21 protein-coding genes are annotated in these 24,106 nt (G+C 39.0%); 10 read left to right on the forward strand and 11 right to left on the reverse strand.

Annotated elements, in window-relative coordinates:
* Window positions 1–3 precede the first annotated feature (3 nt).
* Complete coding sequence (locus tag AC4CVF_RS13980; protein ID WP_336952774.1) at window positions 4–1,188, forward strand: iron-containing alcohol dehydrogenase; 1,185 nt, start codon at window positions 4–6, stop codon at window positions 1,186–1,188.
* Window positions 1,189–1,521: 333 nt separating this feature from the next.
* Window positions 1,522–2,934, forward strand: a complete 1,413-nt coding sequence (locus AC4CVF_RS13985) for an APC family permease (protein WP_490789615.1) — start codon at window positions 1,522–1,524, stop codon at window positions 2,932–2,934.
* 74 nt (window positions 2,935–3,008) lie between these two features.
* On the opposite strand, the gene AC4CVF_RS13990 is transcribed toward AC4CVF_RS13985, so the two are convergent.
* Both AC4CVF_RS13990 and AC4CVF_RS13995 read right to left on the reverse strand, forming a co-directional pair.
* Window positions 3,009–3,566 carry a flavodoxin family protein gene (locus AC4CVF_RS13990; protein WP_419327613.1) on the reverse strand — a complete coding sequence of 186 codons (558 nt, stop codon included), beginning with the start codon at window positions 3,564–3,566 and terminating at the stop codon, window positions 3,009–3,011.
* Window positions 3,567–3,603: 37 nt separating this feature from the next.
* Complete coding sequence (locus tag AC4CVF_RS13995; protein WP_490789616.1) at window positions 3,604–4,305, reverse strand: SDR family NAD(P)-dependent oxidoreductase; 702 nt, start codon at window positions 4,303–4,305, stop codon at window positions 3,604–3,606.
* A gap of 167 nt (window positions 4,306–4,472) precedes the next feature.
* Here AC4CVF_RS13995 and AC4CVF_RS14000 point away from each other — a divergent pair, with 167 nt between their 5' ends.
* Both AC4CVF_RS14000 and AC4CVF_RS14005 read left to right on the forward strand, forming a co-directional pair.
* Window positions 4,473–4,874, forward strand: a complete 402-nt coding sequence (locus AC4CVF_RS14000) for a winged helix-turn-helix transcriptional regulator (protein ID WP_419327612.1) — start codon at window positions 4,473–4,475, stop codon at window positions 4,872–4,874.
* Window positions 4,875–4,974: 100 nt separating this feature from the next.
* On the forward strand, window positions 4,975–5,352 hold the full coding sequence (locus AC4CVF_RS14005; RefSeq protein WP_419359920.1) for a hypothetical protein: 378 nt from the start codon (window positions 4,975–4,977) through the stop codon (window positions 5,350–5,352).
* Between the two features lie 288 nt (window positions 5,353–5,640).
* Here AC4CVF_RS14005 and AC4CVF_RS14010 read toward each other — a convergent pair whose 3' ends face one another.
* The 9 genes from AC4CVF_RS14010 to rplU form a co-directional block, all read right to left on the reverse strand.
* Window positions 5,641–6,120, reverse strand: a complete 480-nt coding sequence (locus tag AC4CVF_RS14010; RefSeq protein ID WP_336952782.1) for a tRNA (cytidine(34)-2'-O)-methyltransferase — start codon at window positions 6,118–6,120, stop codon at window positions 5,641–5,643.
* Between the two features lie 84 nt (window positions 6,121–6,204).
* Window positions 6,205–7,578 (reverse strand): siroheme synthase CysG, encoded by a 1,374-nt coding sequence (gene cysG, locus AC4CVF_RS14015; RefSeq protein ID WP_490789617.1) that lies wholly within the window; start codon window positions 7,576–7,578, stop codon window positions 6,205–6,207.
* Between the two features lie 81 nt (window positions 7,579–7,659).
* The gene (serS, locus tag AC4CVF_RS14020) at window positions 7,660–8,931 is read right to left on the reverse strand and encodes a serine--tRNA ligase (RefSeq protein WP_419359925.1); all 1,272 of its coding nucleotides are present in this window, start codon (window positions 8,929–8,931) and stop codon (window positions 7,660–7,662) included.
* A 108-nt stretch (window positions 8,932–9,039) separates the two neighbouring features.
* Window positions 9,040–9,846, reverse strand: a complete 807-nt coding sequence (locus AC4CVF_RS14025; protein WP_419359926.1) for an RsiV family protein — start codon at window positions 9,844–9,846, stop codon at window positions 9,040–9,042.
* Between the two features lie 111 nt (window positions 9,847–9,957).
* On the reverse strand, window positions 9,958–10,575 hold the full coding sequence (locus tag AC4CVF_RS14030) for a hypothetical protein (protein ID WP_490789618.1): 618 nt from the start codon (window positions 10,573–10,575) through the stop codon (window positions 9,958–9,960).
* A gap of 104 nt (window positions 10,576–10,679) precedes the next feature.
* Window positions 10,680–12,143 carry a carotenoid oxygenase family protein gene (locus AC4CVF_RS14035; protein ID WP_490789619.1) on the reverse strand — a complete coding sequence of 488 codons (1,464 nt, stop codon included), beginning with the start codon at window positions 12,141–12,143 and terminating at the stop codon, window positions 10,680–10,682.
* Window positions 12,144–12,331: 188 nt separating this feature from the next.
* On the reverse strand, window positions 12,332–13,027 hold the full coding sequence (gene lolA, locus AC4CVF_RS14040; protein WP_004722558.1) for an outer membrane lipoprotein periplasmic chaperone LolA: 696 nt from the start codon (window positions 13,025–13,027) through the stop codon (window positions 12,332–12,334).
* Window positions 13,028–13,278: 251 nt separating this feature from the next.
* A complete protein-coding gene (rpmA, locus tag AC4CVF_RS14045) occupies window positions 13,279–13,533 on the reverse strand; it encodes a 50S ribosomal protein L27 (RefSeq protein ID WP_004722560.1) in 255 nt (84 codons plus the stop codon).
* Window positions 13,534–13,552: 19 nt separating this feature from the next.
* Window positions 13,553–13,864, reverse strand: coding sequence for a 50S ribosomal protein L21 (gene rplU, locus AC4CVF_RS14050; protein ID WP_004722561.1), 312 nt, complete (start codon window positions 13,862–13,864; stop codon window positions 13,553–13,555).
* 430 nt (window positions 13,865–14,294) lie between these two features.
* Between rplU and sdsA the strand changes: the two genes are divergently transcribed.
* The 6 genes from sdsA to adeK all read left to right on the forward strand — a co-directional run bounded on the left by sdsA (window position 14,295) and on the right by adeK (window position 24,055).
* Window positions 14,295–15,278: an All-trans-nonaprenyl-diphosphate synthase gene (gene sdsA, locus AC4CVF_RS14055; RefSeq protein WP_490789620.1), complete on the forward strand. Its 984-nt coding sequence runs from the start codon at window positions 14,295–14,297 to the stop codon at window positions 15,276–15,278.
* Between the two features lie 15 nt (window positions 15,279–15,293).
* The gene (locus tag AC4CVF_RS14060; protein WP_336952792.1) at window positions 15,294–17,348 is read left to right on the forward strand and encodes a site-specific recombinase; all 2,055 of its coding nucleotides are present in this window, start codon (window positions 15,294–15,296) and stop codon (window positions 17,346–17,348) included.
* A 159-nt stretch (window positions 17,349–17,507) separates the two neighbouring features.
* Window positions 17,508–18,146 carry a phosphatase PAP2 family protein gene (locus AC4CVF_RS14065; protein ID WP_336952793.1) on the forward strand — a complete coding sequence of 213 codons (639 nt, stop codon included), beginning with the start codon at window positions 17,508–17,510 and terminating at the stop codon, window positions 18,144–18,146.
* The gene (locus AC4CVF_RS14070) at window positions 18,146–19,402 is read left to right on the forward strand and encodes an efflux RND transporter periplasmic adaptor subunit (RefSeq protein ID WP_336952794.1); all 1,257 of its coding nucleotides are present in this window, start codon (window positions 18,146–18,148) and stop codon (window positions 19,400–19,402) included. Before AC4CVF_RS14065 ends, AC4CVF_RS14070 begins: the two co-directional genes overlap by 1 nt.
* Before the next feature lie 13 nt (window positions 19,403–19,415).
* Window positions 19,416–22,595, forward strand: a complete 3,180-nt coding sequence (gene adeJ, locus AC4CVF_RS14075; protein WP_336952795.1) for a multidrug efflux RND transporter permease subunit AdeJ — start codon at window positions 19,416–19,418, stop codon at window positions 22,593–22,595.
* Window positions 22,595–24,055 (forward strand): multidrug efflux RND transporter AdeIJK outer membrane channel subunit AdeK, encoded by a 1,461-nt coding sequence (gene adeK / locus AC4CVF_RS14080; RefSeq protein ID WP_336952986.1) that lies wholly within the window; start codon window positions 22,595–22,597, stop codon window positions 24,053–24,055. The genes adeJ and adeK overlap by 1 nt, the downstream gene beginning before the upstream one ends.
* The last annotated feature ends 51 nt before the right edge of the window (window positions 24,056–24,106 follow it).

Here is a 24,106-nt window from a genome sequence, read left to right on the forward strand (position 1 = left end):
CACATGGCTAAACCATATTACGAATTTTTCTGTCCAGTAAAAGTGATCGCTGGTCATGCTGCACTCGAACATATTCCTTTCGAACTCGCATCATTAGGCGCTAAGCGTCCCATGATCATCACTGATAAAGGAGTACGTGCAAATCACCTTTTGGCCCCTATCGAAGCTGCTTTTGAATCTACAGATATTGAAATTGGCATTATTTTTGATGATGTTCCACCTGATTCAAGCCTTGAAACAGTCCGTGCCGCTGCGCAAGCTTATCGTGAAAATAACTGTGATGCGATTATTGCTGTGGGTGGTGGTTCAGTAATTGATACCTCTAAAACAGCAAATATTTTAGTCTCAGAAGGTGGTGATGATCTGCTGAAGTATTCAGGCGCTCACAACCTCCCTCGCCCACTTAAACCATTTTTTGTCATTCCCACGACCTCAGGTACAGGTTCAGAAGTGACCTTGGCAGCCGTGGTATCGGACAATCAAAAAAATGTCAAAATGGCATTTGCCTCGAATTACTTAATGCCACATGCGGCTATTCTTGATCCGCGTATGACTCAAACATTGCCACCACACTTGACTGCAATGACAGCGATGGATGCAATGACGCATGCTGTGGAAGCCTACACATGTATTGCAGCCAATCCAATTTCTGATGCATATGCAACTGCTGCCATCAAGAAGATTAGCAATAGTTTATTTGATGTACTGGATCACCCTAGTGATGCAACAGGTCGCTTAGAACTTGCTCAGGCATCAACAATGGCGGGCATCGCATTCTCTAACTCGATGGTTGGTATTGTACATTCACTTGGCCATGCTTTAGGTGCAGTTGCGCATTTGCCTCATGGCTTATGTATGAATCTGTTTCTTCCTTATGTGTTGGAATACAACAAAGACCTCAATGGTGACAAGATTGCCGATCTCTTGCTGCCACTTGCTGGTGCTGATATTTATGCACAAACGCCTGCTAACCAGCGTGCAGATAAGGCCATTGAAACGTTAAATACCATGCGTGATCGTCTCTATCATTTGACCAAACTACCACGCACCCTAAGTGAAACAGGCAAAGTCACTCAAGCACAGCTGGATGAAGTTGCTGAAAAAGCACTCAATGATGGCTCAATTATTTTCAATCCGAAAGAAGCTACTTTTAAAGATTTAAAGTCGATCTTAGAAAAAGCTTGGTAATTGTCTAAAATTGCGACAATATAGAGGGAGCTATTGGCACTGAGTCTATATTTGCAGTGATGTCATCCCCAGATGAAATGTTGACAGCCCCCGATAGTAAATAGCCTGATGTTTATCTAAACATCGGGCTTTTATCTTGCAGAATCGGCAGTCACTTATTTTTTGATCAAGATGGCACGTTTTCTGCTAAAAAAGCGAACAAAGTTACTGACAAATGTGACCTTTTAGAGTAGATTGGCGCACTTTTGTTTTATTCTTAGGGGGGATCGTTCGTCTCAAACGATCCTTATAAATATGACTGATCCTTGATCAACGATTAAGAGGATAACGCCGTTGACAGATATCTCTGGGACTCAATCCACAGCAAAACTGAAAAAAAATCTTGTGCTGTGGCATATTATCATTATTGGTCTAGCGTATATTCAGCCACTTACCTTATTTGATACCTTTGGTTTAGTGTCCGACGGAAGCCATGGACATGTTCCAACTTCTTATATTTTTGCGCTTGTTGCCATTCTTCTGACCTCTATCAGTTATGGTCATATGATCAAGCGCTACCCTTCGTCAGGGTCTGCTTATACCTATGCGCAAAAATCGATTCACCCGAATGTCGGCTTTATGGTGGGTTGGTCTTCTTGGTTAGATTATTTATTATCTCCACTCGTCAACATCATTTTGGCTGATATTTACTTAAGAGCCTTATTCCCAGATGTGAATAACTGGATCTGGGTCATAGCACTAACTGCAATTATGACTGTGATCAACCTATTTGGTTCACGTTTTGTTGCTCGATTTAACAGTACCATTGTTGTGGTGCAACTTGCGATCATTTTCTACTTTGTTTATGAAGTTTATTTACTGCTAACTCAGGGTATTTACGCAGATGGCACCTTAAACCCAGATAAAGCTGAACTATGGTCACTTCCTCCATTCTGGAGTGAAATGACTGCAATTGGTGCGTTAATCGGTGGTGCAACGATTCTTTGTTTCTCTTTCACAGGTTTTGATGCGTTATCATCCCTTGCAGAAGAAACCAAAGATGCTGAAAAAACCTTACCAAAAGCAATTTTCTCTACAGCGTTGATCGCGGGTATTATCTTTATTTTTAGTACCTATTTTATTCAGCTATTTTTCCCAAGTAATGCCAATCTTTACTTTAATCCGCTGGATGAGTCTCAACCTGTGATGCTTGAAGCTCTTGGCAATGCAACAATTCTAACGGCAATTACAGGCATCGCATTTAAAAAGTTAGTGTTGTATTTTGCGGTCATTGCTGTACTGGCTTCTGGTATTTCTGCACATGCTGGGGTATCACGTTTGATGTATGTAATGGGTCGTGATGGCGTCATTAACAAAAAGATTTTTGGTCACATCAGTCCAAAATTACATACCCCGACTTATAATATTTTGATTGTCGGTGTTGTTGCGTTATCGGCGGGTTTTCTGGACCTTGAGCATATTGTCAATTTAATTAGCTTTGGTGCTTTAACAGCCTTTAGTTTTGTGAATTTCTCCGTGATTTCACGCTACGCCTTACGTGATGGCAGAACAAAATCACTCAAAGAAATCATCAATTATGTGGTGATTCCGTCTCTTGGTTTTGCCAGTGTATTCTTGATGTGGTTAGAAATTGATGAAATGGCATTAAAACTCGGACTTGCATGGGCTGTATTAGGTGTAGCATATTTAGCCTATAAAACTCGTGGTTTCCGCTACCCTGCACCACAACATAATGAACATGAATAATTGATTATTGCATTTGTAATCAAATAACAAAGGCGCTTTATGCGCCTTTGTTATTTCAGTCATATCAACTGCAATTATGATGCAATAAATTTTTCCGTAATCGCTTTGATACGTTTTGCATATTGTTTTGCAGTCTCTAAATCACCGCTTGGAATTTCATCAACACTGGCATCAGCAGGTGATTGAACCAATAAGCCCACAGACCCACCTAAGCTGTTCACATCCTGACGTGTAGCACTTTTAGTGTTTGAAGGTGCTAAACCGAGGCTGACCCAAATACCACCGTGCTGTGAAGCCAAAGTGTGTAACGAAATTAATGTCACTTGCTTATCGCCATTCATACTTGCACTGTTGGTAAAACCACCAAAAACCTTGTCTGCCCATGCACGAGTAAACCAACGCTTAGATGATGCATCTGCAAATTTTTTAAATTGCCAAGGCACACCGCCCATGTAAGTTGGTGCACCAAATACGATTGCATCTGCGGCATCCAAAGTGTCCCAATCTTGATCTTGAATATTGCCTTCTTGATCCACTTCGATAAGTGTTGCCTGAATTTCATTGGCAAAGGTTTCTGCAATGACTTTGGTATGGCCATAACCTGAATGATAAACAACAGCGATTTTTGACATGATAAGTCCTCTTATATAGACGGTAAATATTTAAAAATTAATGTTTGATATAACTTGGAACGGTTGCCGTTAGACCTTGTTTGAGTTGTTGAGTAGATTCCCCAACCAACACTTCAAAGGCATTTTGTTGAATTCCATCAAATACGTGTTGCGCCACTGTGTGTGGAGAAATTTTGGCAATATCGAGTGATTGGGTTAAATCTGTGTCGACAAAACCGACATGTACCCCCATCACATGAACATTGGCTTTAACTAACCATTGTCGAGTTGAATTGGTAAATGACCATGCTGCTGCTTTAGAAATTGCATAACTGGCTAACATCGTGCTGGGTTCCCAAGACACATCCGATAAAATATTGACGATATAACTTTCAGAATGGCTTGCTAAAATTGGAGAGAATTGCTGAGTCGTATTGATCACACCATAAAGATTGGTATCTAAAACCGTCCGTGTCACTGCTGCAATATTTGCGTCTACAGGACTTTCATTTAAGCGTGCAATACCTGCATTGTTGATTAATAGATTGACATCACCACATTCTGCAACAGCTTTTTGAATAGATATGGGATCTGTGACATCTACAACAATCGGAATAATACCCTGTTGATTAAAACCTTGAAGATTACGCATGCCTGCATAAACTTTCTTGGCGCCACGTTGTATCGCTTGCTGGGCAAGTGCTAAACCTAGACCACGATTTGCACCCGTAATAAAAACGACCGCATCTGTTATTTTCATTAAAACCACGCTCATAAATATAAAATGGTCTATCAACGCTATCAATCAGCAGAAGTTGTATTGACCTGATTAACTTATGATATACTTTTGAAATCTAGTATCAATTAGTTACTATGTGGTAACTGGTCATTTCTTGGTTATAACTTTCCAAATAGAGGTATAGATTGATGACTAATGCATTCAATTTTAATATTTTTCATCCAAATTGCCCGGCACGATCTTTTTTTGAAAAATTTGCAGATAAGTGGGTTTTGATGATTATTTATCGACTTCATCAGCACTCTCAACACTTCAATGAACTGAAAAAAAACTTAACAGGGATCTCACCTAAAGTACTTTCGCAAAAATTAAAAATTCTGGAAAGAGATGGATTTATCACCCGTACAATTCATGAGAACAATGTGATTCGTGTTGAATATGCATTAACCTCTCTAGGCTTTGAGTTTGCTCAAACTGCTTTATCATTTAAGCTCTGGGCTGAAGGCAATGTGCAACATGTGATTCGCGCACAAGAACAATTTGATGCAATTCAAGCAAAAAATGAGCCAGCTCTGTTGCAGGAAGCATAAATCTCAACACTCAGAACATGACTTTAACTCAGCTTGATATGTTGTAAATATGATTAAACTCAGCATAATTTCAATAAAACATATCAAAGGGAGAAAAATAATGAAAATTCCACTGCTCTTTATTCTAGCAATCCTCAGCCATAGTGCTTTTGCGTCCTATGAAAATTCTTGTGATTTAGAGGTTAAGCTTTTAGAAAACACTTCTACACGTACGCTATATATCAATAAAGATGGCTTAGGTGAAATTGAGGAAACAACACTCAACATAAAAGGTGTTGTAAAAAAAGCGCAAGAGGTAGGCCGAGCAGATAGTGGTTGTCAATACTATATCGGCAAAGTCTTAGAAGAAAATTTAAGAAATTTCCCGAATCGCTCTGAATTTAAAAAAGGACAAAAAATTAAACTGAATATCTTAATCACAGATTATAAAGGTATACCGAAATCTGAAACAGTGACCTATTTAGGACCAAACAAATAGTTAAAATCTGAATTATTTTAAAGTATGGATAATAAAGTACAAATGTCGGAGCACTCTGATACAGACTGTCCACATTATTTAGGAACGGTTATAGAAAAAATGACTGGCTCAGACATTTGCTACACAGCAAAGAAAGGGCAAAAATTAAGATAAATATTGTGATTACTCATTTTAAAGCCTCCAACAGATGAAGTCGCTTTTATGCAAAGATAATCACATCGCTCTTTCTCAAAAGGAAATCATAAACTAATATGAATAAAAACCCATCTAAACGATGGGTTATGATTTTTATTTTAATTCTTTAAATCCTTGTTGACGCCATGCTTCATATAGAATCACTGCGGTGGCATTCGATAAATTCAGACTACGTGAATTCGGTGCCATAGGTAAACGAATCCAATGCGCCTTTGGGAACATCATACGGACATCTTCTGGTAAACCACGTGTTTCTGGCCCCATCAATAAAGCCACAGGTCGGTTTAAATCTGAAGTATGCGGTGTTTCAGTACCTTTGGTAGTTAAAGGATAAATCGCATCAAGATCAATCCCCTGCACCTCTAAATGTGCCAGACATTCAGCAAAGTTTTCCCAAACTTTCATATGTGCCCATTCATGATAATCTAATCCTGCACGGCGCAACTTTTTATCATCCAGTTCAAAACCTAAAGGCTTGACTAGATGTAATTGTGCACCTGTATTGGCACATAAACGAATGATATTCCCTGTATTTGCAGGAATTTCAGGCTCGTATAAAACAACATGAATCACGGGAGATCTCTACTTATCAGAATACAACCTAAGTACTTTAAAAAAAGACCATGTCAGTTTTTTAAAGAAAAATTTAGGCAGATATTATTGCCACTGTAACTGTTCGCGCAAATTCACCACTTCACCAATAATGGTCAAAGTAGGCGCTTGAATATGGTTTTCTTCAACTTTTGATGCAATATCTGCCAAAGTTCCAACCACCACCTTTTGATCTGGGGTTGTCCCTTTGGAGATCAAAGCCACTGGCATATTTGGACGTTGACCATGTGATATTAGATTTTCACAAATTTTTTCTAGTCCCACCAAGCCCATATATAAAACCAATGTCTGATTTTCGTAAACCAGCTCATTCCAAGGTAATTCTGGTGAACCTTCTTTTAAATGCCCCGTCAAAAAACGAACGCTTTGTGCATAATCACGATGTGTAAGCGGAATCCCAGCATAGGCTGAACAACCTGATGCAGCAGTAATACCTGGGACGACTTGGAATGTAATATTGGCTGCAAAAAGCTCTTGAATTTCTTCACCACCGCGACCAAAAATAAATGGATCACCACCTTTTAGACGACATACACGTTTGTTTTCGGTGGAATATTTGACCAGTAATGCATTAATACCATCTTGTGGCACGGAATGATTAGAACGTGCTTTTCCGACATATATTTTTTCAGCATCACGCCGACATAATTCTAAAATTGCTGGAGAGACCAAACGGTCATAAATCACCACATCCGCTTGCTGCATCAGTCTAAGTGCTTTTAAAGTTAACAGCTCAGGATCACCTGGTCCTGCCCCCACCAAATAAACTTCACCTTTTGGTTTTTGCCATTTTGTCAAAGCTTGTTCAATTAAACGATCCGCCTCTTTGAGGTTGTCATTAAATACCTGCTCTTTTAAAGGACTGGCATATAAATCTTCCCAAAAGATTCGACGTTCATCAGGATTACTAATCTGCTCTTTAACTGCTTTACGCCATTTTCCAGAAAAATCAGCAAGTTTACCCATGCCATGTGGAATAGAAGCTTCGAGCTGAGTACGAATCTGGCGAGATAAAACAGGAGAAGCACCATTGGTGGCAATTGAAACTACCAGTGGTGAACGGTCAATGATCGCAGGCACCATAAAGCGACAATGTGGAGGATCATCAACACTGTTAACCAACACATTTAAATCTTCACAAGCTTCAAAAACAGCTTGATTGACAGCTTTATCATTGGTTGCAGCAATCACCAAACGATAGCTACTTAGGCTAATTTGATAATCAAATTTATCCGCATGATATTGCCCATAGGTTGAATGGACAATATCTAAGAGATTTTGCTCTATATTTGGCGCAATCACATGAATCACTGCACCTGCTTTTGCAAGTAATACTGCTTTGCGGTAAGCAATATGCCCACCACCCACAATCAGACAAGGTTGCCCTTGCAGTTTTAGTGAAATTGGGAAAATTTCCACAGTGTTCCTCAAAAGTTCAAATCTGATTGTACTAAGCAATATTTATGCACAAAACTGAACCAAATATCGAGTTTTCGACATTTAATCGATAAATGTTGCACCAGCCATGTACGGGCGTAACACTTCTGGCACTTCAATAGAGCCATCAGCACGTTGGTAATTTTCCATCACGGCCAATAAAGTGCGACCTACAGCCAAGCCTGAACCATTCAAAGTATGTACCAGCTCAGTTTTCTTTTGATCTGCACGATAACGCGCCATCATACGGCGTGCTTGGAAATCTCCCATACTTGAACACGAAGAAATCTCACGATATGTATCTTGGCTTGGTACCCAAACTTCTAAATCATAAGTTTTGCATGCACCAAAGCCCATATCACCACCACATAAAACGATTTTACGATATGGTAAACCCAAAGCTTGTAAGATCCCTTCCGCATGCCCTGTCAATGCTTCCAAAGCATCCATTGAATCTTCAGGTTTTACGATTTGAACCATTTCAACTTTGTCGAATTGGTGTTGACGGATCAAACCTCGAGTATCACGACCATAAGAACCCGCCTCACTACGGAAACATGGTGTATGCGCAGCATATTTCAACGGTAAACGATCAGCATCAATGATTTCATTACGTACAAAGTTCGTCACTGGAACTTCAGCCGTTGGAATCAAATAGTATTCTTTTTCACCTTGTAATTTAAATAAATCTTCTTCAAATTTAGGCAGTTGACCCGTACCACGCAATGAGTCTGCATTAACAAGATAGGGTACATATGCTTCAGTATAACCATTTTTCAGGGTATGCGTATCGAGCATGAACTGGGTCAATGCACGTTGTAAACGGGCTAATGGACCTTTCAATACACTGAAACGTGTCCCCGTTAACTTGGTTGCCGTTTCAAACTCTAAACCACCCATCATTTCGCCAAGGTCTGTATGGTCTTTGATTTCGAAATCAAATTGACGCGGTGTTCCCCATTTTAATACTTCAACATTATCACTTTCATCTTTCCCTTCTGGTACAGACTCATGTGGCATGTTTGGGATAGAGAGTAATTTTGCTTCTAATTCAGCTTGAAGTTCATTCAATTCAACTTCAGCAGCTTTAATTTCATCACCAATCGCACCCATACGTGCCATGATTTCTGAAGCATCGCCACCAGATTTTTTGATTTGACCAACTTGTTTCGCACCCGAATTACGCTCTGCCTGTAAGTTTTCAGTTCTAGACTGGATTTCTTTACGGCGAGCTTCTAGTGATGCCCATTCTTCAACGTTGAGTTGTACACCACGTTTGGCTAAGGCTAAGTTTACAGCCTCGATATTATTTCTGATTAATTTCGGGTCGATCATAGTCAATCTAAAGGGTAAGAAAAAAACTGACTATAGTGTAAGCTCTTCACTGTAAAAAATACAGTGACAGAGCATTAGACATACATGAATTGTATGATTTGAAGGCAATTAAGGTGTAACAGGTTTTTCGACAGCCGCTTCGACTTGAGGTAGACTTGGTAAATACTCAGCTTTAATCAAATCTTTTGCAACTTGATACGGCAGTTTTAACTCAGGCATACCTTCTGCATAAGAGGTAAGCTCATACAGTGGATAAACAAAAACTAGACCATTTACACCATAATAATAGTTATCGCTTAACTGCAACTTTTCACGTGTAATATCTTTTTGAATCAACCAATTCGCATTGGCATCATAAAGCTGTTCAGCCACTTTTGCTTCCACGTTTGGTTTTAGAATATCAGTTAAGGCGAGGCGCTTTTGCGTGGTTAAATCGAATGTCACATATTCATTGTGATACATCCCATGAGCTGCACCTGCTACATAGGTATAAGTCTGGATCACAAAAGTGGCTAAATTATTTTGTTGTGAAATAAAACGAACATAAATTGAATTTTGATTTAAACCTTTAGCTGAAGATTGCGCTTCACTTTCAGCTTGGGCATGATTTTGATCTTTTTCAAATGCGCCAGGTACATCTTTTTTAATACGATTTAGAAAATAATCATCTAGCCAAGACACATTACTTTTAACAGTTTGCAAATCATATTGTGTACAACCATCTTCATCACAAAACTGTTTTTTTACCACGTTGACTCGCTCAACTTTGGCTTGAATCAGCGGTATTTGCGCGTGTTGAGTCGCAGTTGTAGCCTGTTCTGCTTGAGGTTCCGGCTTTTCCTGGCATGCGCTAACCATGAGCATACTGGATAAAAGAGATAAAAAAATCAGACCACTTTTAAAATTTACTTTCATTTCTATATCTTTAAAGCATATTTAGTAATAGCCCTATCATAAAACCAGAACCTTTAAATTAATATTCATTATTGTAATTATCACCTATTTACACTGTAAATAAGCGCGTTGTTATTTCAAAGATTTGCTTTCTGCTAACATCTTCTTCCTGTTGATACGCTCATTTATCCATCTTTTTTGTTGATAACTATGTTTTAAATAATCATTTCTTGTGTGCAAATAATACTTTTTTATAATTTTTAAACTCATTAGATCAAAAACTAAATAACATTGAATACCACTAATAACACCAAACATCCAATCCTCAGGGTCAGGGCCAACACTGGGTTGAGCCAAAACTACAAATAAATCATTATCACTAAAAAATGTTAGCACAAAAGTATGGAACTGTCGTGGAGCACCACGTTCATTATGTTGAACAAAATACTTCCCAGCTTGTTTGATCATTTTCAATGTGATTGCAGGACTGACAACTCCATCCAAATTATCCTCAAAATCGCATCTGACTTCATCAATTTGTTCTTCAAATAAATCACTCGCGTCATCATAAATAAACACTTTCTTCTTTATGTCATAACAATAGAAAATTGTATTTAAAAGATACTTTTCATAATTATTGTGAACTGAAAATAAAGCTTTTAATATTTTTTTATTTGGGGTGACTTCTAAATATACATCGTAGTAACGACTCAGCTCAAAACTGGATTCTCTGTTTGAAAAAAACTTCATAAAGCTTGATTAAACACAAAAAAAGATCTGCAGTGATAAAAGAGTTAGAGGCCGTTTCTGGATGATATAAGGGATGTTTAAAATCTACAGTCATAATTCAAACCTTAAGCTAAATCCACCCAATTACAATGAAACCCCAGTGGCACATGTACCCCCAAATCAATTTCAGCTTGTGGCTGAATTTCCAATCCATTTACTTTTAAAATAACAGCTTTGGCTGCTTCTCCGTCCACATGATGTAAATAGGCCATCAAATAACCATGCCCTTCTGCACTGTGCTCATGCTCAGCCACAAAAGTGACTTCACCCATTGCCCACTGTATACCAAAATCATAACTCACCGATGTTTGCATTTCTAAATCATGAATATATAAACAATTGAACAATGCAGTTCCAGCAAAACCCAAAGTATATAAATAACGATATGGAATCCCAGTAAAACGCGCATCAATTTTCGGAAATTCTTGAATCCGAGAGTCGAGTACAGATCTATCTAATGTCTGTGAGTTTAGATCAATGCTCCAACGCTCTAATTGTGCATGTTGCAATTCATAAGCTGCGTGTTGAGAATGTTCAAAATCGTCCTGATGTACTAAAACATCTAAAATAATTCTATTTTCATGATCACGAAAAGCATTTGCCGCATGAAAAACAAAACATGGCTCAAGCTCAATCCACTGAATCTTTTCAGCATTTCCATATTTAGGCAATATTCCGATACGCGCTGGATGTTGTTTATTCCATTGATACGGAACACTTGCGCCACGTAATAATCGAGCCATAGAAAAAGTAAGTGGAAAATCAAAAACCAAAACTTCATGTTGTGTAATGAGACAATCATGAATCATGGGACCATGTTGTAATAAAATTTGCGTCACATGAATCAAATCGCCATGCTGATCAATCACTTGGTAATAGGCATTTTTACGATCTAAGGCATCATAACTAATCGCATGTAGGTGCCCTGTTTTGATATCTTTACGAGGATGTGCCGTAAACGGTAAATCAGCATCACTATTAAACAACTGATAACGTTCTGCATTTAACTCATCATCTAAGCAGATCGGAAACGCGCCAGCTTCAATCACTGCCCAAAGCTTTCCTGCATGTTTAAAAATGTTGGTATTCACAACATCATGTGCGCCACGGCGAAAACCACCTATTGAGGGACGTTGTTTATATTTCTGTACAGTATCTGTGGCCAGCATACTGCTTTTAAAGCAGATTGCTTTACCTGCTTGTAATTTGAGTGCATGAATCATTCCATGACCAAGATACCACTCAAATAATGAAGGCTTTTCTATCTCAATCGGATTTGAACCAATTCTTAACAATAAGCCATTTAAATGATCTGGGATAATTCCTGATATTTTTAAGTGAGTTGTGATGATTTCTTCAACTGGTTGGTAAAGCTTTTTGTGATATAGATTAACTTCCTTATCACGACGATGTCGCCTTAAAAATCGCCCAATCACGCAGATTAACTTTTGTCTCAAAACATTAAAAAATGATTTTTGCGCAGTTATCCTTGGGTAATGTTTGAGTTTCAATTGTGTTTTGCGATACATACAGAATCTCTATTTTTATATTCAAACCCTTGTTTGAGCATAGAATAATCTTATATTGAAAGCCACTTTATTTGCTCGTCGCTATTTATCATTCGCCTGATTAACATGACCGAGTCTATTGCTTTGTTCTGTTTAATTGGCATAAAAAAAGCAACCTTATGGTTGCTCTTCTATTCATTTAAAATCGTTTATTGATCTATGATATCTGTACCTTTAGGTGGCACAAAATTAAAGGTAGATGCTGGGATAGCCGCATTGACCTGTACATTGTTAAAACGCACAGTGGTTGTTTGACCTAAAGAATCTTGCAAGATCATTAAAGTCGGTGCATTTTTCGCCCCAAAACTAATCGTCAAGCTTTGGAAAGCACCATCTTTTTGTTTTGGATACAAGGTATAGTAAGTTTTACCTGCATTTGGCTGAGTAATACGATAAGCCTTTTGAATTTGCTCGGTATTACCACTGAGTAGTAATGCCGGTGTATTAGCAACCTGCTCATCTAAACTTTGGCGTACAGCCTGCTGTAAGTCAGGATCATAAATCCACACTGTACGACCTGCAGTCACAATAGTCTGTTTCGCGGGTGTCGTGGTTTCCCAATAGAATTTACCAGGGCGCTCAACCTTCATTGTACCTTTAAAAGTTTGATTCATATGTTGAGCGGTTAAACCCTTTTTCTGTGCAACTTTACCTGTTTGAGTCGCTTTTGTGGTTTGCTCAAAATTTGCAGTAAAGCTTTTTACACCACTGAGTTGTTTAACCAGATTTGCGGTTGCTTGTTGCTCCGAAGCAGCAGTTGCTGCAAAAACTGTTGTGCTCATTACAGGTGCAAACAGCGCTGCACTTATAGCCACTGCACCCATCGTTTTACGAAGCATATTCATATGTCCACCTTTTCTATGTCTGCACCTCAATTAAAATATTCAGATAATATTTGGCACAGAATGTAATTTATTAGATTGCTTATCTTAAACCAAATTGAGTCAGTAATAATTGAGAAAATAAGAAGTTTTGTATTGTTATTGGTGCAATATGTTGAAAATTATTCATCATGATGAAGATGGTTTTTTCTTTAATGCTAAAAAAACTGATAAAAAAACCCGCAATAAAGCGGGCTTTTTTGCACTATTAAAACTTACGCTTCAACAGATACATAGCGACGGCCAAATTGACCTTTCACTTCAAATTTGATTACGCCGTCAGCAGTAGCAAATAAAGTATGGTCACGACCCATACCAACATTTGTACCCGCGTGGAATTCTGTACCACGTTGACGAACGATAATGTTACCAGCAGTCACAGCTTGACCACCGTACATTTTAACACCTAACATTTTAGGATTCGAATCACGACCGTTTTTGGTCGAACCACCGGCTTTTTTAGTTGCCATGTCTATATACTCCTAGTGATTAACCTGCGATCGTAGTAATTTTCAACTCGGTAAACCATTGACGGTGACCTTGTTGTTTACGGTAGTGCTTACGACGACGCATTTTAACAATACGAATTTTGTCATGACGACCGTGACCAACCACTTCTGCAGTTACTTTTGCGCCAGCTACAACTGGAGCACCGATTTGAATACTTTCGCCATTCACAACCATTAATACATCATCAAATGTAATAGTCGCGCCAGTTTCAGCTTTCAACAATTCTACTTTAAGGGTTTCACCCTCAACAACACGGTGCTGTTTACCACCGCTTTGGATTACTGCGTACATAACGTACTCCAACTGACCCGTGTCGTCGTGCCGATAAAGGAATATACCGATCTTAAGACGAACGCCACTGGGGGTTATTCAAGGGCAAAGATTTTAAGTGATAATGAATTAAACAACAAGTCATTTCCAGCAAATATTAGCATTGTATAGAAAATAATCTGCATATATTCATTTTTTTAAGATTCTCCCTTTGATAATATGAATTTTTTTTTAAGATCCAGCTAAAATTGAAATAGATTTTTAAAACAAATCCGCTACTATGTAGCTCAAAAGAATGATCTATTGAATGTTAAATGCTTTATTCATCTTTGGACAAAGGAGGAACAAATCATTAAGATTCAGGCACGATGTCTGCTTTCAAAAGCAACATTGAGACATGTTAATTGTTACACTAGCAACTTATAACGCATTTGCATGAGGCTCCCACCCGATGACCATCGACTTTAAGCAAGATATTCTCGCTCCAGTTGCAACCGACTTTGCTGCAATGGACAAGTTTATTAATGAAGGGATTACCTCAAAAGTTGCTTTAGTAATGGCGGTCAGTAAACATGTTGTTGAAGCTGGTGGTAAACGGATGCGTCCAATTATGTGCCTACTTGCAGCAAAAGCATGTGGTGCAACAGACCTACAGATGGAGCCTTATCGTAAACTGGCAGCCATCATAGAAATGTTACACACTGCAACACTAGTGCATGATGATGTGGTCGATGAATCTGGTTTACGTCGTGGTCGTCCAACTGCTAACGCGACTTGGAACAACCAAACTGCGGTATTGGTTGGGGATTTTCTTATTTCTCGGGCTTTCGATCTTCTTGTCGATCTAGACAATATGATTTTGTTAAAAGACTTTTCAACTGGCACTTGTGAAATCGCTGAAGGCGAAGTGTTACAACTCCAAGCCCAACATCAACCTGAAACAACTGAACAAACATATTTAGATATTATTCACGGTAAAACATCTCGTTTATTTGAACTTGCAACTGAAGGTGCTGCAATCCTTGCTGGGAAACCTGAATATCGTGAATCTTTACGCTTATTTGCTGGCCATTTTGGCAATGCCTTCCAAATTATTGACGATATTTTAGATTACACTTCTGATGCTGAAACATTAGGTAAAAATATTGGTGATGATTTAATGGAAGGTAAACCCACTTTACCTTTAATCTCAGCCTTAGCAAATACCCAAGGTGAAGAGCACGAGATTATCCGTAAAAGTATTGCAACTGGAGGAACAAGCGATTTGTATCGGGTGATTCAAATTGTTCAGACCTCAGGTGCTTTAGATTACTGTAGTCGCCGTGCAACAGAAGAAACTCATGCTGCGATTCAGGCTTTAAATCATTTACCTGAATCTGAGTATCGCCAGGCATTGTATAATTTAGCGCAACTTGCCTTACATCGAATTCAATAAAATTTAACAAGGCTTATGCATATACAATTTAATGATCTTTTCCTCCTTATGCAGGAACAACTTGATAGCATAAAAGTTGTTCCCAATCCTGATATATTAATTGAATTAATCAATCGTATCAGACCTACTGACAGCCACAATTTAGAAGAAAGTCAAAATAAATTTGAGGAGTTACTTCAAGCACTCTTAATCACACCAAATGCATCATCTGCGTTTCAAGGTTACTTACTAAAACTGGTTAACCACTATAAACAAGCAGGATTATATGCAGATAGTGGGATTTTATCCTTAGACGGTTTCTGGAATCAGCTTGGACAACGTATCGGCGCACATTTTCTACCTTTATTAAAAGACGAATCTGATCTCAAAGATTTGGTCGGCAAAGTGTTTCATCAACGTAGCGATAAGTATTGGCTGGAAAATATAAGTGAAAAGAAATGGGAACAACTATTCCGCTTATTGAATCAAGGTCATCGTTATAAAAACGATAAATTGGGAATTAAACGCGACATTGTTAAAGCCATCACAGTACTTTCTTATCGAATCAGTGGTATTGGTCTGTATCCTGAATTTATCAATGCTTACCCAGAACTTCAGGAATATGAATCTCCTTTTTTAGTTCAAAATCGTGAAATAGTTGAATTTATAGAAGCGTATAAGAAGCAGCATCAAGATGAAGATGAGCTTGCTATTGGTATAGCTCCAGATGCAGATCAAGCTTTGGTTATGATTGAACAATGCCGCGATGTGGTATTAAAAATCCGTCGAGCAATTAAACGGATTGGTGTTAGCTTAAGTTTGACTTATTTATTATCGCTACTAGAACAATGTATTGATCGAATTGAACTGCTTCTCAACTTACTTGTAGAAGATGATCAAATTCGTTATCAACTCTGTGGCGAATTACTCACCGATTTAGTCAATGCACACTATAGTGAAACCAGTGTACGTGATTTACTCAAAACTAATAGTGAATTGATTGCACTACAAGTCACTGAAAATGCAAGTAAGACGGGCGAACATTATGTCAGTACCGATAAGAAAGGTTTCTTTGGCATGTATAAAGCAGCTGCAGGTGCAGGTGCGATTATTGCCACCATGGCAACACTTAAAATACTGACAGCACGTTTAGTTCTTGCACCATTTATGCATGCTTTTCTTTACAGCATGAATTATTCATTGGGTTTTATACTGATTCATGTTTTGCACTTTACTGTAGCAACAAAGCAACCAGCAATGACTGCAGCCGCACTAGCATCAACAGTTCAGCACCAAAAAGGTTCAAAAACAGCACAAATTGCTGAACTTGCAGGACTGATTATTAATATTATTCGGACGCAGTTTATTGCAATTCTGGGAAATATTTCGATTGCAATTCCAACTGCAGCTTTAATAACGTATCTATGGCAACTTTCGATGCATGAACCACTTTTAACCCATGCGAAAGCGACAACCTTACTCGCCAGTCTAAATCCATTTACCTCACTAGCAATACCACATGCAGCAATCGCTGGTGTTTGTTTATTTTTATCGGGATTAATCGCTGGATATTTTGACAATATGTCAGTCTATCGAAAAGTCGGTCCTCGTTTAAAAGCCCATATGAAATTGAAAAAAATAATGGGACAAGCAAGGTTGGAAAAATTTGCAGACTATATAGAAAGAAACTTGGGTGCTTTAGCAGGTAATTTTATCTTTGGTATTATGCTTGGAAGTATGGGAACAATTGGGTTTATTTTAGGCTTACCATTAGATATCCGTCATATTGCTTTTGCTGCTGCCAACTTTATTCAAGGCTTAATGACCATCAATGGCTCACCTGATATTGGTCTCATTATTGTGTCTTTCCTTGGCGTGTTGTGTATTGGTTTAACCAACTTATTTGTCAGTTTCACCCTCACCATTATTGTGGCACTTCGAGCAAGACAAGTTCGTTTTTCGCAATGGAAACCATTGGCAAAACTTATATTTACCCATTTTTCTACCCGTCCTTTAGATTTCTTTTGGCCCCCAAAGCAACCGTTACAACTGGAAGATGAGGCAAACTCACAAAACAAACTAAATCACTAAGCTTTTTGTTAATTTTTGTGCAAATTGTTAAATATTTCACAAAAAGAAATTAGTATAAATTACCTAAATTTACTCACTTGAAAAAAAGTGTACTGGCTAGTACACTTCAGTGCATTAAATAAACTTAACGTACGCAATTTATATACTCTAGGTTATCTTATGCCTTATGTATTGCTCCTTATTGGCTGTATAGGTTTACTTATTGGGAGTGTTGGTTTAAACATTAACCAGATACAACAATTTGATTTTTCAAGCGTTGTATGGATGAGTACACACCGTTTAGAGGTCTTAAATGGTTTAGCACTTACCCTATCCTATCTGGGCGGCTTACCGTCAATGATTGTGATCGCAGGGCTATGCAATTTATATTTCATACGCCTCAAACAATATGCGAATGTACTGATGATCAGCATTGGTCTACTTGGTGCTTCGGCAATTGGTTGGATTATTAAATATCTAGTCAATCGTCCAAGACCTGATGAAATCTACCAAATGGTGCAAACCTATGGTGCTTCATTTCCTAGTGCCCACAGTATTTATGCTGCTATTGTCTGCTGTTCGATTATGTTTATATTTCAAAAGCATCGCCAAGCTAAATGGATTAGCTTAGGGGGCTTTTTATGGTTTCTAAGCATGGGGGGATCTAGAGTTTATCTAGGTGCACATTTCCCAACTGATGTACTCACTGGATGGGGTATAGGTGTCATATGGGCTGCTATTTTATGGCTCATACTGTCACGAGAAACGTTAAGACAGAACAAATTATTTTTAGATAAAAATCTAAACGAGGTGGAATAATGATGTCGGCAAAGCTTTGGGCCCCTGCCCTTACTGCTTGTGCTCTCGCAACAAGTATTGCACTTGTAGGCTGCAGCAAAGATCCTAAATCAGCACAACAAGCTGGTGGTGCTGCCCAAAAAATGCCGCCGACTGAAGTTGGTGTCATTGTTGCTCAGCCACAAAGCGTAGAACAAACTGTTGAACTTTCAGGTCGTACTTCAGCGTATCAAATCTCTGATGTTCGCCCACAAACAAATGGTGTTATTTTAAAACGTTTGTTTACTGAAGGCAGTTTTGTTCGTGAAGGTCAACCTCTTTATGAGATTGACTCAAGCATCAATCGTGCAAACTTAGACAGTGCAAAAGCAGCTTTAGTACGTCAGCAAGCAAATTTAAATGCATTGCAAGTTAAAGCAAATCGTTATCGTCAACTTGTCGGCATCAATGCTGTTTCTAAGCAAGAATATGATGATTTACTTGCTCAAATCAAACTTGCAGAAGCAGATATTTCAGCATCAAACGCTGCTGTTAAAAATGCGCAAATTGACCTAGGTTATTCGACAGTTCGTTCGCCTATATCAGGTCAATCTGGTCGTTCTTCAGTCACTGCTGGCGCTTTAGTCACTGCAAACCAAGCCAATGCTCTGGTCACGATTCAGCAACTTGACCCAATTTATGTAGACATCAGCCAATCAAGTGCTGAGCTATTACGTCTACGTCAACAATTAAGTCAAGGTAGTATTGATCGTAGCAACAATACCAAAGTTCGTCTAAAACTTGAGGATGGTAGCTACTACGGTGTGGAAGGAAATCTTGCATTTTCTGATGCAAGTGTAGATCCAAGTACTGGTTCTGTGACTTTACGTGCAGTCTTCTCAAATCCTAACCATTTATTATTGCCAGGTATGTTTGCCAATGCGCAAATCGTACAAGGCTTAATTCCAAATGCTTACTTAGTTCCACAAGCTGCAATTACACGCACACCAACCGGTCAAGCGATCGCGATGATTGTAAATGCAAAAGGTGTAGTAGAAAGCCGTCCTGTAACGACTGTAGGTGTTCAAGGTAAAGATTGGATTGTCACTCAAGGTCTAAACACAGGCGATAAAGTGATTGTAGATGGGATTGCCAAAGTAAAACCAGAACAAGAAGTTGTTGCTAAACCGTATCAACCTCAAGCGGCTGCACCACAAGCAGGTGCTAAACCAGGTACAGCAGCACAACCTGTTCAACAAAATAAGTCTAGTGAACAAAAAGCTACTTCAAATGCATAAGGGGTAGACGAATATGGCTCAATTTTTTATTCATCGCCCTATTTTTGCATGGGTGATTGCACTGGTGATTATGTTGGCGGGTATTCTTACGCTAACAAAAATGCCTGTTGCTCAATATCCAACAATTGCCCCTCCTGTGGTGACAATTGCTGCAACTTATCCTGGAGCTTCGGCACAAACTGTTGAGAACACAGTAACTCAGATCATTGAACAACAAATGAATGGTCTAGATGGTTTACGTTATATCTCATCGAACAGTGCGGGTAATGGTCAGGCATCAATCAACTTGAATTTTGAACAAGGTATTGATCCAGACATTGCACAAGTTCAAGTACAAAACAAATTACAGTCAGCGACCGCACTTTTACCCGAAGATGTACAACGTCAAGGGATAAAAGTGACCAAATCTGGCGCAAGTTTCATGCAAGTACTTGCATTTTATTCGCCAGATGGCAGTCTTTCTGGGGCTGACATTAAAGACTATGTAAACTCAAATATTTCTGAACCACTCAGTCGTGTTGCAGGTGTAGGTGAAATTCAAGTCTTTGGTGGTCAATATGCAATGCGTATTTGGCTAGACCCAGCTAAAATGACCAGTTTGCAAGTGACACCAAGTGACATTGCTGCTGCTATTCGTGCGCAAAACTCACAAGTAGCTGTAGGTCAATTGGGTGGTGCACCAGCGATCCAAGGTCAAGTTCTTAACGCGACTGTCAATGCACAAAGCATGCTGACAACTCCTGAACAATTTAAAAATATCTTCCTGAAAAACACTGCTTCTGGTGCTCAGGTTCGTTTAAGTGATGTTGCTCGTGTAGAACTAGGCTCAGATAACTATCAATTTGATTCTAAATTTAATGGTAAGCCTGCTGGCGGTGTAGCAATTAAACTGGCAACAGGTGCAAATGCACTTGATACAGCGGCTGCTGTAGAAAAACGTCTTACTGAGCTACGTAAAAACTACCCAGATGGTCTAAAAGATAAGCTTGCTTATGACACTACACCATTTATCAAGCTTTCAATTGAAAGTGTGGTACATACCTTAATTGAGGCAATCGTTCTTGTATTCTTCGTGATGTTCTTATTCTTACAGAACTGGCGTGCAACGATTATCCCAACAATGGCTGTTCCTGTGGTTGTACTGGGTACATTTGCAGTTATTAATATTTTTGGCTTCTCAATCAACACCTTAACTATGTTCGCCATGGTGCTCGCGATTGGTCTCTTGGTCGATGATGCAATTGTTGTGGTTGAGAACGTCGAACGTGTGATGCAAGAAGAACATACGGGTCCAGTTGAAGCCACTGAAAAGTCGATGAAACAAATTTCAGGTGCTTTAGTAGGTATTACCAGTGTATTGACTGCTGTATTTGTGCCAATGGCATTCTTCGGTGGTACTACAGGTGTAATTTACCGTCAGTTCTCGATCACACTGGTTACAGCGATGGTTTTATCATTAATCGTTGCTTTAACCTTTACCCCTGCTCTTTGTGCGACATTGTTAAAACAGCATGATCCAAATAAAGAACCAAGCAATAACATTTTTGCGCGTTTCTTCCGTTGGTTTAACCGTAGCTTTGATAAAGTAGCTGAGAAATATCAAGGTGGTGTCAATCGTATGACCCATCATAAGATCTTCTCTGGTGTGATCTACGTTGCTGTGATTGTTGCTTTAGTCGGACTGTATAAAATGCTCCCCTCTTCTTTCCTACCAGAAGAAGATCAAGGCATGGTTATGACGCTTGTTCAATTACCACCAAGCGCCAGCCTTGAACGGACAGATAAAGTCATCACCACCATGACCAATTACTTCTTAAATGAGGAAAAAGCCAATGTAGATACTATCTTTACAGTTTCTGGCTTCTCATTTACTGGTGTCGGGCAAAATGCTGGTTTAGCATTTATGAAACTGAAAGACTGGAGTGAACGTACAACACCTGAATCACAAATTGGTGCCATTATTCAACGTGGTATGGCACTAAATATGATTGTCAAAGATGCATCGTACATCATGCCATTGCAATTACCAGCAATGCCAGAATTAGGTGTTTCATCAGGTTTTGATATTCAGTTAAAAGATGCAAGTGGTCAAGGTCACGAGAAGCTAGTTGCTGCACGTAATGCTGTTTTAGGCATGGCTGCACAAGACAAACGTCTTGCTGGTGTTCGTCCAAATGGACAAGAAGATACACCTCAATATCAAATCAACGTTGACCAAGCGCAAGCGGGTGCAATGGGGGTTAGTATTGCGGATATTAATTCGACCATGAGCATGGCTTGGGGTGGTTCTTATATCAATGACTTCGTAGACCGTGGTCGTGTGAAAAAAGTCTATGTTCAAGGCGAATCAAGTGCTCGCATGATGCCTGAAGACTTAAACAAATGGTATGTACGTAATAATAGCGGCACTATGGTTCCATTCTCTGCATTTGCAACAGGCCAATGGACTTATGGTTCACCTCGTTTAGAACGTTATAACGGTGTAGCTTCTGCAAACATTCAAGGTACACCAGCACCGGGCGTAAGTTCGGGAGATGCCATGATGGCTATGGAAGAAATTATTGGTAAGTTACCATCTATGGGCTTAACAGGTTTCGACTATGAGTGGACTGGTCTATCTTTAGAGGAACGTGAATCTGGTAGCCAAACTGTTCCGCTTTTGATTCTTTCTCTGCTTATTGTATTCCTTTGCCTTTCAGCTTTATATGAAAGTTGGTCAATCCCTGTTTCAGTATTATTAGTAGTACCTTTAGGTGTTATTGGTGCATTTACTTTAACGTGGTTGGGAATGGTCATCAAAGGTGATCCTAACTTATCATTTAACATCTATTTCCAAGTCGCGATCGTTGCAGTCATCGGTTTGTCTGCAAAAAATGCGATTTTGATTGTAGAGTTTGCAAAAGAGTTGCAAGAACAAGGCGAAGAATTGTTTGAAGCGACATTGCATGCTGCAAAAATGCGTTTACGTCCAATTATCATGACGACTTTAGCGTTCGGTTTCGGTGTATTGCCACTTGCTTTATCAAGCGGTGCAGGTGCCGGTAGCCAACACTCAGTTGGTTATGGTGTATTGGGTGGTGTAATTAGCTCAACACTTTTAGGTATCTTCTTTATTCCTGTGTTCTTCGTATGGATTCGTAGTATCTTTAAGTACAAACCTAAAAATCAAAATATTCAGGAGCATAAATCGTGATGCAGAAAGTATGGTCTATTTCAGGTCGTAGCATTGCGGTATCTGCACTTGCGCTTGCTTTGACAGCTTGTCAAAGCATGCGTGGCCCAGAACCCGTAGCTCAAGCAAACATACCAACAGGTTATATTCAAAATAACACTGGTACATCTATTGCTGAACAAGGTTATAAAGAGTTTTTTGCAGATCAACGCTTACTTCAAGTAATTGATCTTGCTTTAGCCAATAACCGTGATTTACGTACAGCAACATTGAACATTCAACGTGCTCAACAAGCTTATCAAATCACTGAAAACAATCAGTTACCAACGATTGGTGCAAGTGGTGGTCTTTTACGTCAAGATCAAGGTGTTGGTGCTCAAACACGTTATAATGTTGGTCTCGGTGTAACTGCTTATGAGTTAGACTTCTGGGGCCGTGTAAAAAGTTTAAAAGACAATGCTCTTGATACTTATTTATCGACCGCGAGTGCCCGTGATGCAACGCAAATCAGCTTAATTGGTCAAGTTGCTCAAGCTTGGTTAAATTATTCATTTGCCAATGCGCAACTTAAACTTGCTGACCAAACATTAAAAGCTCAACTTGATTCTTATAACCTCAACAAAAAACGTTTTGATGTTGGGATCGACAGTGAAGTTCCTGTTCGTCAGGCTCAAATTTCTGTTGAAACCGCACGTAATGATGTTGCCAATTATAAGACTCAAATTGCCCAAGCTCAGAACTTATTGAATCTACTTGTTGGACAATCAGTTCCTGACAATTTATTGCCTACACAACGTGTGACGCGTATTACCTCGAATGCTGTGTTTGCATCAGGATTACCAAGTGATTTGCTCAACAATCGCCCAGACGTAAAAGCAGCTGAATATCAGCTTTCTGCTGCTGGCGCGAATATTGGTGCTGCGAAAGCACGCTTGTTCCCAACAATCAGTTTGACGGGTTCTGCGGGTTATGCATCTACTGATTTAAGTGATTTATTTAAATCAGGTGCATTCGTTTGGTCTTTAGGCCCTAGTCTTGATATTCCTTTATGGGATTGGGGTACACGTAGAGCAAATATTAAAATTTCAGAAACAGATCAACAAATTGCATTATCTGACTATGAAAAATCAATTCAATCTGCTTTCCGTGAAGTTAATGATGCATTAGCGACTCGCCAAAATATTGGTGATCGTCTTTCTGCTCAAAAACGTTTAGTTGATGCGACCAATACAACGTATAAACTTTCAAATGCTCGCTTCCGTGCAGGTATTGATAGTTTCTTATCTGTATTAGATGCACAACGTACCTCTTACTCTGCTGAACAAGGTTTATTGCTATTAGAGCAAGCGAACTTAAACAATCAGGTAGAAGTCTATAAAACACTGGGTGGTGGTTTAAAAGCCAACACTGCGGATCAAATTGCACAACCGGCCTCTTCATCTGAATTGAAATATCATTCAAAAGATAAAAAAGTCAGTTAATATCAATTTGATAATCTAAGCTCACTTCGGTGGGCTTTTTTTATTGCTTTT

The sequence above is a fragment of the Acinetobacter sp. LipI_19 genome (assembly GCF_058242925.1).

Bases quoted from the DNA above. Each gene is read 5' to 3' on its own strand.
- sdsA (WP_490789620.1), top strand. From the start codon at position 14,295: ATGACCATCGACTTTAAGCAAGATATTCTCGCTCCAGTTGCAACCGAC.
- AC4CVF_RS13995 (WP_490789616.1), bottom strand. From the start codon at position 4,305: ATGAAAATAACAGATGCGGTCGTTTTTATTACGGGTGCAAATCGTGGT.
- AC4CVF_RS14025 (WP_419359926.1), bottom strand. From the start codon at position 9,846: ATGAAAGTAAATTTTAAAAGTGGTCTGATTTTTTTATCTCTTTTATCC.
- AC4CVF_RS14065 (WP_336952793.1), top strand. From the start codon at position 17,508: ATGCCTTATGTATTGCTCCTTATTGGCTGTATAGGTTTACTTATTGGG.
- adeJ (WP_336952795.1), top strand. From the start codon at position 19,416: ATGGCTCAATTTTTTATTCATCGCCCTATTTTTGCATGGGTGATTGCA.
- adeK (WP_336952986.1), top strand. From the start codon at position 22,595: ATGCAGAAAGTATGGTCTATTTCAGGTCGTAGCATTGCGGTATCTGCA.
- serS (WP_419359925.1), bottom strand. From the start codon at position 8,931: ATGATCGACCCGAAATTAATCAGAAATAATATCGAGGCTGTAAACTTA.
- AC4CVF_RS14030 (WP_490789618.1), bottom strand. From the start codon at position 10,575: ATGAAGTTTTTTTCAAACAGAGAATCCAGTTTTGAGCTGAGTCGTTAC.
- AC4CVF_RS14000 (WP_419327612.1), top strand. From the start codon at position 4,473: ATGACTAATGCATTCAATTTTAATATTTTTCATCCAAATTGCCCGGCA.
- lolA (WP_004722558.1), bottom strand. From the start codon at position 13,027: ATGAATATGCTTCGTAAAACGATGGGTGCAGTGGCTATAAGTGCAGCG.
- AC4CVF_RS14060 (WP_336952792.1), top strand. From the start codon at position 15,294: ATGCATATACAATTTAATGATCTTTTCCTCCTTATGCAGGAACAACTT.
- rpmA (WP_004722560.1), bottom strand. From the start codon at position 13,533: ATGGCAACTAAAAAAGCCGGTGGTTCGACCAAAAACGGTCGTGATTCG.
- rplU (WP_004722561.1), bottom strand. From the start codon at position 13,864: ATGTACGCAGTAATCCAAAGCGGTGGTAAACAGCACCGTGTTGTTGAG.
- AC4CVF_RS13990 (WP_419327613.1), bottom strand. From the start codon at position 3,566: ATGTCAAAAATCGCTGTTGTTTATCATTCAGGTTATGGCCATACCAAA.
- AC4CVF_RS13980 (WP_336952774.1), top strand. From the start codon at position 4: ATGGCTAAACCATATTACGAATTTTTCTGTCCAGTAAAAGTGATCGCT.
- AC4CVF_RS14035 (WP_490789619.1), bottom strand. From the start codon at position 12,143: ATGTATCGCAAAACACAATTGAAACTCAAACATTACCCAAGGATAACT.
- AC4CVF_RS14005 (WP_419359920.1), top strand. From the start codon at position 4,975: ATGAAAATTCCACTGCTCTTTATTCTAGCAATCCTCAGCCATAGTGCT.
- AC4CVF_RS14070 (WP_336952794.1), top strand. From the start codon at position 18,146: ATGATGTCGGCAAAGCTTTGGGCCCCTGCCCTTACTGCTTGTGCTCTC.